This is a genomic window from Marinobacter sp. R17, assembly GCF_003789045.1.
Lineage (GTDB): Bacteria > Pseudomonadota > Gammaproteobacteria > Pseudomonadales > Oleiphilaceae > Marinobacter_A > Marinobacter_A mangrovi.
This window is the reverse complement of the sequence record NZ_RHGZ01000006.1, coordinates 107,184-120,296: the sequence shown is the minus strand read 5'-3', so window position 1 is coordinate 120,296 and position 13,113 is coordinate 107,184. Positions and strand designations below refer to the sequence as shown.

The window sequence follows — 13,113 nt, the reverse complement described above, 5'->3', positions numbered from 1 at the left end:
GCTTTCGTTCACTGCCGAGCGCTTGTCCACACAATCCGTGGATAACGCTGTGAGCAACTCCGGGAGAAGATCCGGTAAGCGCCACAGTCACTTCGATTCAGCGATATGGCGCGCAATTGATCAGGCGTGGCGATGTCGATTACGGGTTGATCGTATTGGTCAATTCCCGTTCACAAAATGGAACCCGGATGGATAACTGTGGAAGCCGTCGAAATCCGCTTTACCGAGTTCGACACCGTGCAAACGGGCAATCGCGTACACCAGGCTGCTGTGGAACAACAGATTGGGCAGGATGTAGTGGTGGATAAACGCCGGCTGGGGAAGGGCGATCTCATTGAACCCGGCACGGTCCCGTTCCGTCTTGTCCGGATCCAGGGCGTCGACGTCGGGTAACGAGGCCAGGTGGTTGAGCGTTTGGCGAACCTGCTGCATGACGGCTGTCTTGTCATCTCCACCCCCGTCGAAAGACACCACGTCTTGCCCCAGTAGCGGACAATAGCCGCGCAGACTGAAGTTGGCGGCGATCTTCGCATTCGTTCCCAGTGGGAACATGTCCGGCGCCAGGGCTTCGCCAAACAGTCGGTCCGGTATTCCGGTCAGCATGCCGTCCAGTTGTTCCAGCGGCCGCATGAGCCATTGTTTGGGGCCTGTCATCATGGCGGGTTTCCGGCAATTGGGAGGTTGGGGGCGGGTTGGGTCCCGATTAAAGGATGCCCTGTTTTTTGACCGGAAAACAACCGCCTATTGTCCACAGAATCCGTGGATAACATTGTGGGTAACGGAAGGAGAACCATCCCGAAGCCGGCCGGCGTCTGGCCTTCAGCGTTCTGGTTCCAGAATGACCGGCACGGGTCCGGCTGCCCAATCCATGAGCCTTGGCCGCTGCGATTGATTATTTTCTGACCCTGGCCTTAAATCCAAAGGTTCCCTCCCAAAAATCGCCTGAGGCCGGATCTTCGCCGGCAGGGACGGTGGTGATGAATCGCGTTCTGATCGGTGCGGCGGATGGCAAGCCGCAATATCTGCTCGGCGCCATGGCCAATCGCCACGGACTGGTCGCCGGCGCCACCGGAACCGGCAAGACCGTCACGCTGCAAGTGCTGGCGGAAGGCTTTTCCCGGCTGGGCGTTCCGGTATTCAGTGCCGACATCAAGGGCGATCTGAGTGGCATTTCCGCGCCGGGCAGCCGCAACAAGCCTGTGGATAAGCGCATCGAAGCCATTGGAATCACCGACTGGGCACCGACCGGCTGTCCCACCCGGTTGTGGGATATCTTCGGCCAGAGCGGGCAAACGGTGCGCACCACCGTCGCCGATCTCGGGCCGACGTTGCTGGCCAACCTGCTGGAGCTCAATGACACCCAGAGTGGCCTGATGCAGCTGGCCTTCGATTACGCGGACAAGCAGAACCTGCCGTTGTTGGATCTGAAAGACCTGGAAGCCGTTATCAACTGGATGATGGGCCACCGCAAGGCGTTGGAAGCCGACTACGGCAACCTCTCGACCCAGAGTCTGGGGGCCATCCTGCGGCGGGTTCTGGTGTTGAAAAACGAGGGCGGCGAGGTTTTCTTCGGTGAGCCAGCGCTCGCTATCCAGGACCTGATCGCCACGGAACAGGACCAGGGCGTGATCAACCTGCTGGATGGCCGCCAACTGATGATGCAGCCGCGGGTCTACACCACCTTCCTGTTGTGGTTGCTGGCGGAGTTGTTCGAGCAGCTTCCGGAGCGGGGCGACCAGCCCCTGCCGTTGCTGGTGTTCTTCTTCGACGAGGCGCACCTGCTGTTCGACAGCGCACCACCGGCCCTGCTGGAAAAACTGGAGCAAACGGTCCGCCTGATCCGTTCGAAGGGTGTGGGGATCTACTTCGTTACCCAGTCGCCGTCGGATATTCCCGACAGTGTGTTGGGCCAGCTCGGTAACCGCATACAGCATGCGTTGCGGGCCTACACACCCAGCGACCAGAAAGCCGTCAAGGCGGCCGCCCAGACATTCCGCCCGAATCCGGCTCTGGATACCGCGCAGGTGATTACCGAGCTGGGCCTGGGGGAGGCGCTGGTGTCGACGCTGGATGACCAGGGCGTGCCCTCGGTGGTGGAGAAGACCCTGATCGCACCACCGCGCAGTCAGATCGGCCCCATCGACGGTGCGGCGATGGATGCGCTGCGGGACGACTCCCCGCTGGCGGCCAAATACGCCGAAGCCATTGATCGCGACAGTGCCCATGAGCGTTTGCAGGCGCGTCGTGTCGAGCAGGAAAAAGCGGCGGAAAAGCAGCCGGTCCCCGAAAAGGACGCCAGCCTCAAGCGCAGTCGCCGACAAACACCCACCGAAGCGTTCACCAAGAGTTTCCTGCGCAGCCTCGCGACCCAGATCAGCCGCATCCTGGTGCAGATGCTCAAACAGATGATGAAACCCCGCCGTTGAGCGGGAGCACGGTTGTCCACGCAATCCGTGGATAACCCTGTGAGCAACCGCTGTAGAGACGCGGGCAAGCCGCCAGCTGCACACCCTGTCGCGGTTCTGGCGAGTCCGTGATCAGGCCTGGGCGGCGATCCTTCCGGGATCTTCCTGCATCAGGATGCGATGGGCGTTGAAGCCGGCGATCACCCCGGAGCCGGCCGCCAGGGTGGCATTCTGCATGGGGTTGGACATATCGCCGGCGGCAAAGACGCCCGGGACCGTCGTCTGTTTGAGATCATCGACCTGTACGACCGGTCCCATGGGGCCGTCGTAAAACACGCAGCCAAGCTGCTCCGCCAGGGGGCTGGCCATTCGCGTTTTGGGGCCGACGTACAGCCCACCGAGTTCGATCACCCGGTCATCGGCGAGCCGGACGCCGGACAATGCCGGAGCCTCGCCCAGAACCTCGACCACGGGGGCATGTTCAATCGTCACGCCGCGTTTTTGGAGATAGTCGCGTTGCTCCGGGTCCGGCTCAAAAGTGCCCTGTGTGAAATAGGTCGTCGGGCCCCAGTCCGGAATCATGCCGGCCTGGTGGGCAGAGAGGTGGCTGGTGGCCAGCACACCCAATGGTCGGTTTCGCAACTCGAAACCGTGGCAGTACGGGCAGTGTATGACGGTCTGCCCCCAACGCGCCTCGATGCCCGGGATGTCCGGCAATTCGTCTTTCAGGCCGGTGGCGAGGATCAGCTTGCGGGCGCTGAACGCGGTACCGGAGGCCAGTGTCACCAGGAACCCGCCTTCGATCTGCGCCGCCGTTGAGGCCTGGCCTTCAATCACCCGGGCGGTTGGGTATCGAAGCAACTGCTCCAGGGCCCGTTCATGAATCTCCCCCGGCGAGACGCCGTCCAGGCCGAAAACACCGTGGGACGCCGCCGCAAACCGGTTTCTTGGGCTGCGACCGTCAATCACGATCACCTGTCGCAGGCCCCGGACCAGTTGCAGGGCCGCGGACATGCCCGCAAAGCTGCCGCCAATCACCATCACATCGGCATCCATCGTCCATCTCCTGAGTGACTTTCATGTAACATTTATTGTTACCTGAAGGGTGGCGGGTTGGCAATACATGAAACATTAAAAGTTACATGATAAGCTGATGCGACAGTCACGAAGCCTTATGGTCATGCGCAAAGACAGCCGTTTATCCCGCGTTCTCCACGTTCTCGTTCATATGGATCAACTGGACGGACCGGCCACCTCCGACACCATTGCCCGGATGCTCAACACCAACCCGGTGGTGGTGCGCCGGACCATGGCTCTCCTGAAAACAGAAGGTTACGTCACGTCCGTGAAGGGGCACGGTGGCGGCTGGTCGCTGGCCAGGCCGCTCTCAGCCATTACGCTCTACGACGTTCACAGGGCATTGGGCGAGGGCTCGGTTTTCACCATTGGCCTGACGGACGAACATACCGACTGCCCGATCGAGCAGGCCGTCAACGGTGCGATTGATGATGTCCTGGAGGAAGCGGAATCGCTTCTGCTGGCACGCTTCCGGGACGTTACCCTGGATCGGCTGCAGTTCCGGAGCCGTTCCGAGAAGGCCTCAAACAGCGGGTAAGAGGCTCGCCGGGCTTGTCCACAAATTCTGTGGATAACACTGTGAGCAGTGGCAGGAGAAGTGGTTCGAGGCGGGGTGGCGAGAGGCTTCCAGCGGATTGGCGCGCAATTGGCCAGGGTCTGGCAGGGCGGTCTGTTTCGTGATCAAACCGCTGGAAAAGTGACCGGTTCAGACCGTCGCTGCGTCCTCTTCGTCGTGGGCCTGCATTTCACTCATCAGCCATTCCTTGAATGCACGCATGCCGGTGGTCAGGGGGCGGTGCTTGCGATAGACCAGATAGAAGGCCTTGTGGGTATCGAGCTTGATGTCGAACGGCACCACCAAACGGCCGGATTTGATTTCCCGTGAGGTGAGCGTGCTGTCCGCCAGGGCTACGCCCAGGTTTTCCTGCGCAGCGGCGGTGGCCAATTGGCCACTGGACATCTGCAGGCTGCCCTTGGGGGTGATGAATTCCACGCCTGCCTGCTGCATCCAGTCTTCCCATTCCCAGGTGCGTTTGCTGACGTAAATCAGCGTGTGGTGTTGCAGGTCTTCCGGTTTCTCCAGGGGGTAGGGGCCTTTCAGTCGCTCCGGGCTGCATACCGGGACCAGCATGACCTTGCGCAGGAAATGCACTTCGATATCGTCCCACTCGCCGCTGCCGAAATAGACCGCCATATCGGTGCTGGTCCGGTTGAAGTCCAGCAGGCCCATAGACGCGTTGATCTGCAGTTCCACGTCCGGGTAGAGCGCCTGGAAGCGGGCCATCCGCGGCATCAGCCAGCGCGTCAGGAAGTTGGGCGCCACGCTGATCTGCACCACGTTGGTTTCCTGGGCGGCCGTCAATCGGTGGGTCGCCATCTCGATTTCGTCCAGCGCGTGCCTGACGGAGGTCAGGTACTGTTCCCCGGCCGGCGTCAGTTCCACCTTGCGTTTGCTGCGGCTGAACAGGGAAAGACCCAAATATTCTTCAAGCGTCTTGATCTGGTGACTGACCGCGGATGCGGTGACAAAGAGTTCCTCGGCTGCCGCTGCAAAGCTCTTGTTACGGGCCGATGACTCGAATACACGGAGTGCATTCAGGGGTGGAAGACGGCGCATACGGTTTTCCACTACTGTTGAGAAATATTCAGCATTCTCCTTAGAAATGATCGCTTTTTCAACAAGGGCGGTGTCCTTACCATTGGCAGCGTAGAGATTAAACACAGCCAGACGAGGACACCCACCATGGCCAAGCAAGCACTGAAAACAGACTCTCTCGGTAACATCGATATTGATTACTACATCCAGGTTGCCCATCAACAGCGCAGCGAATACGTTGCTGAACTGGGTTCTGCACTGAAAGCCAAGATCAAGGGGCTGTTCAGCGCCCAACCCGCGAAGTTGTCTACCAGCCACTAGTGTCCCGCTTGGTTGATTCGTTGATCTACTGAGCGCCTGAACGCTTTGATAGCAAGGCGCGGTAGCGAAGGTTTGGTGGTTCCAATTCAAGCTGCCGCAACACCGCTATCAAAGCGTTCAGACGCTCCCGAAGGGCGTACCGCTGAGGCCTCTGGACCTGCGTTGCCAACCCTTGATGTGGAACCACCACACCGGCGGGCTGCCGCCTTGGCCAGAGGCCTCAGCGGTGCGCAGTAGGTCAACGAATCAACCAAGCGGGACACCAGACGCTGCGATCCTCGTGTGGAGATTGGCTGGCCTTCCTGGCCAGCCTGTCTGCCTCACGGCGCCACCGGGACACCCTGTCTCGGATAGAGGGGCACCCTCTGCAAGTCATCGATTGAATCAATCTGCTTCCGTTTCGTTGAACGGAAAAGCCCGTTCATACTCATTCCCTGACGGATGAGCCTTCCCCGGCTTCCACCGCCGCGCAATACAGCCGATACGCAAAGACGCCGCCCGCGACGTAGAAAAACAGGGACAGTGACGCGATAAAGCGGACCAGCAAGGCGACGCCCGGGTCGTAGGACACGGTTGGCTCACCGGCCAGTGCGAGCTTCACAAAGGCGACATGCACCAGCCAGGCAAACAGTCCCGATCCGACGCCCGCCAGTACCGACGACAACACCAATGCGACCATGAACCCCTGCGTTCGCGCCCAACTGGCCGATAGGGAGTCGAGCACACCTCGCCGCATGCGGACCACTTCAAAGACCGCAAACGACAGCTTCACGCCCGCCAGGAAAATCAGCAGCATCAGCACCCAGGACGGCCAGAACAGCAGCGGCAGCGCTGCCAGCTTCAGTGCCAGCAACAACGTGAACAGGGGCGCGAAGAAGCGCGGTGCCCGGTTCAGGTAGCTCAGCACGGGTTGCGCGGCATCCACCCGCAGATCTTCAAACAGCTGAAGCATGGACGAAAAGGCAAAAGCCGTGATCACGCAGTCGACGATCATGAATCCCCAGCTCAGCATCTGCTTTTGTGCCACCACAGGGTAGAGCTGGGTGTGTAGCCAGTCCGCGGCGGCGAAGAACACCAGGTAAACCAGGAACAGACTGAAGATCCGGCGAAAGTGGGCGATCAGGAAATGGAAAGACTGTTTGATGTAGGTACGCAAGGGAAAACCTGTTTTGAGCGGGCGGCTTGAACGTTTCAGAAACAACAGGTTAGCGCAGGACAGCGGGCTTGTCTGTGATGCGGCCGGGTAGCCGGCCACAAAAAAGGGCGCCACCGGCTGTGGCGCCCTTCGGTTTCCGACGACGCGATCAGGCGAGATCGAAGCGGTCGGCGTTCATCACTTTGGTCCAGGCTTTCACGAAGTCCTTCACGAATTTCTCCTTCGCGTCGTCCTGGGCATAGACCTCACTCAGGGCCCGCAGCTGCGAGTTGGAACCAAAGATCAGGTCCACCCGGGTGCCGGTCCATTTCACGTCGTTGGTCTTCACGTCGTGACCTTCGAACACGTCGCCATCGCTGGGTGAGGGCTTCCACTCCAGACCCATGTCGGTGACGGTGACGAAGAAGTCATTGGTCAGCGCGCCGACCTTGTCCGTGAACACGCCGTGCCCGGAATCGCCCGAGTTGGCGCCGAGGACCCGCAGGCCGCCGACCAACACCGTCATTTCCGGCGCGGTGAGCTGCAACAGCTGGGCGCGATCGATCAGCATGTCCTCATCCGGCACCGCGAACTTGGTGCGACGGTAGTTGCGGAAGCCATCAGCTTGCGGTTCCAGCGGCTCAAAAGCCTCGATGTCCGTCTGGTCCTGGCTGGCGTCGGTCCGACCCGGCGCGAACGGCACCTCGATGCTGTGGCCGGCGTCCTTCGCGGCCTTCTCGATACCGGCACTGCCACCCAGCACAATCAGATCGGCGAGCGAAATCTTCTTGTTGCCGGACTGGGCATCGTTGAAGGATTTCTGGATACCCTCAAGCGTCTGCAGGATCTTGCCGAGTTTGGCCGGCTCATTCACCGCCCAGTCTTTCTGCGGCGCGAGGCGCAGACGGGCGCCGTTGGCCCCGCCGCGCATGTCGGAGCCGCGGAAAGTGGAGGCGGACGCCCAGGCCGTGGACACCAGTTCGGAGACAGACAGGCCGGAATTCAGCAGCTTACTCTTCAGGTCGGCCACGTCCTGATCGTTCACCAGGTCGTGATCCACCGGCGGTACCGGATCCTGCCAGAGCAGATCTTCGGCCGGCACTTCCGGGCCGAGATAGCGGGATTTCGGGCCCATGTCACGATGCGTCAGCTTGAACCAGGCGCGGGCGAACGCGTCGGCGAACTCTTCCGGGTTTTCGTAGAAGTGACGGGAAATCTTCTCGTATTCCGGGTCGTAGCGCAGCGACAGGTCGGTCACCAGCATGGTGGGTGCGCGGCGCGGCGAGTCCTTCTCCGGTCCCGGCATTTCATCGCCTTTGGCGCCCTTGGCCACGAACTGCTTGGCACCGGCCGGGCTGGTGGTCAGCTCCCACTCATAGCCGAACAGGTTCGCGAAGAAGTTGTTGCTCCACTGGGTCGGCGTCTGGGTCCAGATGACCTCGGGACCGCCGCCCATGGTGTCCTCGCCTTTACCCTTGCCGTAGCTGCTCTTCCAGCCCATCCCCATCATCTCGATGGGAGCGGCTTCCGGATCGGGCCCCATCTGGTCTTCGCTGCCGGCACCGTGGGTTTTGCCGAAAGTATGGCCGCCGGCAATCAGGGCGACGGTTTCCTCGTCGTTCATCGCCATGCGCTTGAAGGTTTCACGGATGTCGTGGGCGGCTTTAACCGGATCCGGTTCGCCCTCGGGACCTTCCGGATTCACGTAGATGAGGCCCATGTGGGTCGCACCCAGCGGGTTTTCCAGCTCGCGGTTGGCCTTGTCGACGATACGCTCGTCACTGCCCAGCCACTCTTTCTCGGCGCCCCAGTAAACGTCTTCTTCTGGCTCCCACGTATCTTCACGGCCGCCGGCAAAACCGAAGGTCTTGAAGCCCATGGATTCCAGCGCCACGTTACCGGCAAGAATGTAGAGATCCGCCCAGGACAGCTTGTTGCCGTATTTCTTCTTGATCGGCCAGAGCAGGCGACGGGCCTTGTCCAGGTTCACGTTGTCCGGCCAGCCGTTGAGCGGTGCGAAACGTTGTTGACCGCCACCGGCGCCACCACGGCCATCGCCAATACGGTAGGTGCCGGCGCTGTGCCAGGCCATGCGGATCATCAGGCCGCCGTAGTGCCCGAAGTCCGCTGGCCACCAGTCCTGGGAATCGGTCATCAGCATGGTCAGGTCGCGCTTGACCGCGGCCAGGTCCAGCTTCTTGAATTCTTCGGCGTAGTTAAAGTCTTCGCCCAGCGGGTTGGATTTGCTGGTGTGTTGGCGAAGGATGCTGAGGTTCAACTGGTTGGGCCACCAGTCCTTGTTGTAGGTGCCTTTGTCTTCGAGCCTCGTATGGGCCCCATGCATCACCGGGCACCCGCCTGACTTTCCTATGTTCTCGGCCATTTGTTCTCTCCGTTATTCCTGCGTTGTTGGAACAGCGATCGAGGCTTGACGACACCTCGGATGTCGCGTCTGTCGATTTAATAAACGTAGCAACCCGCGGCCAATGCACAAATTTGCTTTTTTTAACCAGAGCAATAGTTTTTGACTGTGACCTGCCAAGCCGTTAATTGGTTCAATTGATTAAAATTATGGGGTTCCAGGAACCGGCGCTGTCCACAGAAACTGTGGATAAGTGTGTGGGTAGGCTGGAGACGAAGCGATCAGAACGAGACGGGGTATGGGCTGCGTGAAGATGGTCGGCAATTGACCCGTTTCTCGCCCAGGGACTCTATGGCCGTTTCACTGATGGCGAGCCTTTAGCAGGGGCGTGTATCTGAACAGTCGATGGCAACATTTCCGACGCACCGATGATATGGGGAGTCAAAACAAGCCGTTGGCCAGGCCGGATTCAGGTTTGTCCGATGCCGGTGTAAAAGGGGCTGCAGCCTCCCAATCGCAAAGTGTCAGGTTATTTTACGGTCCTCCTTCACGTTGCCCCGCAACTCCCTGAGATAACAGTTTGTGGCCCGGTTATTGCCCGTGTTTTCTGGAGACGTAACTGGTCAGAATCCGACAGGGATTTGGTGAGAAAAAGCGACCTCCGGGTCTTTGCGGTAATGCCTGCTTTTCAACCCGCCATGTGTGAGGATTCCGGCTTCAACAATGACAACTTCCTGCTCTGGGATATTCAGGCCCGTTATCACGTCATCCGAGCAAGGATCCGGAGATCGTTATGAGAGCCCTGCTACTGCTGCTGGCGCTGAGTGTTATCGCACCCGCTCATGCCGCACTGATTACCTATGCGTATACCAACAAGATTGAAAACCCGTATGAGTCCTATGATGCGGTCGGGCTTTTTACGGTAGATGACCAGCGCCGGGGCCTGGTGTCTGCCACGTTTGCCAGTACACCGGTGAACTTCGAGTGGGAGGGCTTCGTACCGCTGATGTACGATCAGCCGGTATCGAATGTCGGACAACTTTACGAAAATGGTTTTGAGCCGTTTACCGTAGGGGATGTGTCCTGCTTCCTGTATCTGGATCTTTTCTTCCTGGAAGCCGGTGAGGACATTTTCCACAACCTGGATAAAACGGCCCCATTTGAAGGCGCTTCCGTCGAAGTGGTCAGTACCCACACCGGTTACTTTTTCATCGCCGGTTTGACCAAGATCAGCACGGTTGATGTACCCGAACCTGCCAGCATGGCGTTGTTTGGTCTGGGGCTGGCGGGAATGCTGGCCGGACGGCGCAAACGCCGCTGAACCGGGATCGGTCGACCGTGTGACCGATGTGGCGAGTCGATCCCGGCTTTCGCAAAAAATGATACGCCTGCATGAAACGTGATTGGGCTGGCCCCTCTGACTGGTATGGTTAGAGCGGGCCCGGGGTTAGCGCTTCGGTTTGGAACTGAGGGGCCGGAAGCGCCGACTGCGGACATCACAGGGCACTTTGGAGGCGGGCTATCGCCTCAAAGATCCCGGGCCTTGATGAAATCGATAAAGGCGCGCAGCGGCGCCGGCACCAGGCGGTGGCCGGGGTAGTACAGATAGGGGCCGGAGAACGTCTGCCACCAGGGCTCCAGTACCGGCTCCAGGGCGCCGCTGTCGAGGTGGGGTTGCAGCCAGGACTCAAACAGCTGGATGACGCCCGTTCCGCCAACGGCAGCCTGCACGGACAGATCCACCGCCGCGCCGATGCTGACCGTCAGCGGTCCGGTCGGTTCGATCCGGATGATTTCTCCCGATTTTTCGAACTCCCACGCCGTTGACGTGCCGGAGGCATAGCGCCCCCGGATGCATGGATAGTCCAGCAGGTCGCGCGGATGGCCGGGATGGCCCAAACGGTCCAGCAGGGACGGCGCGGCGGCCACCGCAAAACGCTGGGTGCGGGGGCCGATGGGGATGGCGATCATGTCCTGTTCCAGACGCTCGTCGTAGCGAATGCCCGCGTCGCAGCCGGCCTTGAAGACGTCGACCACGTTGCTTTCCGCGATGATCTCCAGCTTGATCTCGGGGTAGGCCTCGAGGAATGGCACCACGATATCCGGCAGCACCAGCTTCGCCGCACTGACGGGGACATTCAGCCGCAGGGTGCCACTGGGCCGGTCCCGCAGGCGATTCAGGGAATCCAGGGCCGTGTCGATCTCACTCATGGCCGGCGCCAGCCGGGACAGCAACAGCGTGCCGGCTTCGGTGGGAACCACGCTTCGTGTGGTGCGATTAAACAGGCGAATGCCCAATGAAGCTTCCATCCGGCGTACGGCATCACTCAGCCGTGAGGCGCTACTTCCGGTGGCGCGTGCTGCTTCCCGGAAGCCGCCGGCTTTCGCTACGGCTACGACGGCGCCCAGGTCGTTCAGGTCGGTTGTCATTGTCCGAATATCCGTACAGCCCGTCTTTAATTTGCCTGATTGTCGCACAGATGGCGGCTTTTTAGACTGTTTGCGGTTCCCATCAAAGGAGAGTTTCCATGACCGCAATCCATGACGCAGGCACATACCAGCTGGGCGACCGACGGGTGAATCGACTGGGGTATGGCGCCATGCAGCTGGCGGGGCCCGGTGTGTTCGGCCCGCCCAAAGATCCGCAGGCCGCAAAAGCCGTTCTGAAAGAAGTGATTGCCCGTGGCGTGAATCACATCGACACGTCGGACTTTTACGGTCCATACGTCACCAATCGACTGATAAGGGACGCACTGCATCCTTATGGCGACGACTTGACGATTGCCACCAAAATCGGCGCCCGTCGCGATGGCGAAGGCAACTGGTTGCCCGCTTTTTCGCGGCAGGCGTTGATCCAGGCGGTGCATGATAACCTGGAGCACCTTGGCGTCGAGGCGCTCGACGTGGTGAACCTGCGCGCCATGTTCGACACTCACGGCCCGGCCGAAGGCTCGCTGGAAGAGCCTTTCACTGTGCTGGCCGAACTGCAGCAGCAGGGACTGATCCGTCACCTCGGGTTAAGCAACGTCACCGCTGCGCAGGTGGCGGAAGCGCGCCGTATTGCGCCGGTCGTTTGCGTGCAGAACCAGTACAACCTGGCCCACCGGGATGATGATGACCTGATCGACGACCTGGCCCGCCATGGCATCGCCTATGTCCCGTTCTTTCCCCTGGGTGGGTTTTCGCCATTGCAGTCGTCGATTCTCGACCAGGTGGCCAACGATCTGGACGCTCAGCCGATGCAGGTGGCGCTGGCCTGGCTGCTGCGGCGGTCGCCCAACATTCTCCTGATTCCCGGTACCTCGTCGCTGGCGCACTTGCGCGAAAATCTGGCGGCGGCTTCACTGACCTTGCCCGACGCCGCGATGACGGCGTTGGAGCGCGTGGCCAAACCTGGGTGAAACCACCTGAGTGAACCCATCCCGGGCCTGCCCACGCCATCCACAGAATCTGTGGATAAGAGCGTGGGTAAGCTCAGGATGAATGACCGTCAGCCTGATGAACAGCGGCGTGGCGGACTGTGGCTGGTATTTGAGCAAGAGGCGTTTGGGCGGAACCATCAAGATCGCGGCACGATCAGGCTGAAGCTAAATTGTATGAAGTAGCTTGATTTGACGTTGATACTCTATAATCGGCGTCGACTGGGTATCAGTTTGTTCAAAGACTCGATGGAGGATTCAGAATTGTCGACCAAGAAGACGCTGCCGGAAGACAAGCTCAGAGGCTCAGACGATTTGCCGACGGAGAAGCCTCTGGGGGTGGCCTACATTATTGGTCGTCTGGACCGTTCGCTGAATCGCCATATACGGCACGCCTTGTCGCCACTGGGGCTGACGGTGGGGCAGTACACCGCGCTGTCTGTTGTCGACATTCGCGGGCAGCAGTCCAATGCGCAGTTGGCAGAGCGCACCATGGTCTCGCCGCAGGCGGCCAACGAATTGATCAAGGTGATGGAAAAAAACGCCTGGATCGAACGCAAACCGGATCCCACCCACAAACGCATCATCCAGATCAGCCTGACCGACGCGGGCAAGGATATCCTCGCGGAGGGAGACAAGGTGATCGCTGAGCTTGAGCGTCGCATGCTGGCTGAACTGTCCGTTGACGAGAGCCTGGCGCTGAAGAACCAGTTGCGCAGCCTGGTCAGAATGCTGGCGGAACTCTAAGCCTCTCCTGTTTGACTCGCGTTTCCGCCGGACAGCCGGCCTTTCCGATT

Annotated in this window: 12 protein-coding genes; 6 read left to right on the top strand and 6 right to left on the bottom strand. The window is 60.1% G+C overall.

Annotated elements, in window-relative coordinates:
• Positions 1-159: 159 nt before the first annotated feature.
• On the bottom strand, positions 160-657 hold the full coding sequence (locus EB809_RS06545; RefSeq protein ID WP_223807845.1) for a DUF1993 family protein: 498 nt from the start codon (positions 655-657) through the stop codon (positions 160-162).
• 320 nt (positions 658-977) lie between these two features.
• On the opposite strand from EB809_RS06545, the gene EB809_RS06540 reads away from it, so the two are divergent.
• Positions 978-2,426: a helicase HerA-like domain-containing protein gene (locus EB809_RS06540; RefSeq protein WP_123634018.1), complete on the top strand. Its 1,449-nt coding sequence runs from the start codon at positions 978-980 to the stop codon at positions 2,424-2,426.
• Positions 2,427-2,537: 111 nt separating this feature from the next.
• On the opposite strand, the gene EB809_RS06535 is transcribed toward EB809_RS06540, so the two are convergent.
• Positions 2,538-3,461, bottom strand: a complete 924-nt coding sequence (locus EB809_RS06535) for an NAD(P)/FAD-dependent oxidoreductase (RefSeq protein WP_123634017.1) — start codon at positions 3,459-3,461, stop codon at positions 2,538-2,540.
• Between the two features lie 124 nt (positions 3,462-3,585).
• On the opposite strand from EB809_RS06535, the gene EB809_RS06530 reads away from it, so the two are divergent.
• The gene (locus EB809_RS06530) at positions 3,586-4,020 is read left to right on the top strand and encodes an Rrf2 family transcriptional regulator (RefSeq protein WP_123634076.1); all 435 of its coding nucleotides are present in this window, start codon (positions 3,586-3,588) and stop codon (positions 4,018-4,020) included.
• 168 nt (positions 4,021-4,188) lie between these two features.
• On the opposite strand, the gene gcvA is transcribed toward EB809_RS06530, so the two are convergent.
• A complete protein-coding gene (gcvA, locus tag EB809_RS06525) occupies positions 4,189-5,100 on the bottom strand; it encodes a transcriptional regulator GcvA (RefSeq protein ID WP_123634016.1) in 912 nt (303 codons plus the stop codon).
• Between the two features lie 126 nt (positions 5,101-5,226).
• On the opposite strand from gcvA, the gene EB809_RS20925 reads away from it, so the two are divergent.
• Complete coding sequence (locus EB809_RS20925) at positions 5,227-5,400, top strand: RSP_7527 family protein (RefSeq protein WP_190294841.1); 174 nt, start codon at positions 5,227-5,229, stop codon at positions 5,398-5,400.
• 427 nt (positions 5,401-5,827) lie between these two features.
• Here EB809_RS20925 and EB809_RS06520 read toward each other — a convergent pair whose 3' ends face one another.
• Positions 5,828-6,556 carry a hypothetical protein gene (locus EB809_RS06520; protein WP_123634015.1) on the bottom strand — a complete coding sequence of 243 codons (729 nt, stop codon included), beginning with the start codon at positions 6,554-6,556 and terminating at the stop codon, positions 5,828-5,830.
• Positions 6,557-6,704: 148 nt separating this feature from the next.
• Positions 6,705-8,918 (bottom strand): catalase/peroxidase HPI, encoded by a 2,214-nt coding sequence (katG, locus tag EB809_RS06515; protein ID WP_123634014.1) that lies wholly within the window; start codon positions 8,916-8,918, stop codon positions 6,705-6,707.
• A gap of 772 nt (positions 8,919-9,690) precedes the next feature.
• On the opposite strand from katG, the gene EB809_RS06510 reads away from it, so the two are divergent.
• Entirely contained in the window at positions 9,691-10,218 is a 528-nt protein-coding gene (locus tag EB809_RS06510; protein ID WP_123634013.1) for a PEP-CTERM sorting domain-containing protein, read from the top strand.
• A gap of 206 nt (positions 10,219-10,424) precedes the next feature.
• Here the strand turns inward: EB809_RS06510 and EB809_RS06505 are convergent, their stop codons facing one another.
• The gene (locus EB809_RS06505; RefSeq protein WP_123634012.1) at positions 10,425-11,327 is read right to left on the bottom strand and encodes a LysR family transcriptional regulator; all 903 of its coding nucleotides are present in this window, start codon (positions 11,325-11,327) and stop codon (positions 10,425-10,427) included.
• A 98-nt stretch (positions 11,328-11,425) separates the two neighbouring features.
• On the opposite strand from EB809_RS06505, the gene EB809_RS06500 reads away from it, so the two are divergent.
• Positions 11,426-12,298 (top strand): aldo/keto reductase family oxidoreductase, encoded by an 873-nt coding sequence (locus tag EB809_RS06500; protein WP_123634011.1) that lies wholly within the window; start codon positions 11,426-11,428, stop codon positions 12,296-12,298.
• 282 nt (positions 12,299-12,580) lie between these two features.
• Positions 12,581-13,063 (top strand): MarR family winged helix-turn-helix transcriptional regulator, encoded by a 483-nt coding sequence (locus tag EB809_RS06495; protein WP_223807843.1) that lies wholly within the window; start codon positions 12,581-12,583, stop codon positions 13,061-13,063.
• The last annotated feature ends 50 nt before the right edge of the window (positions 13,064-13,113 follow it).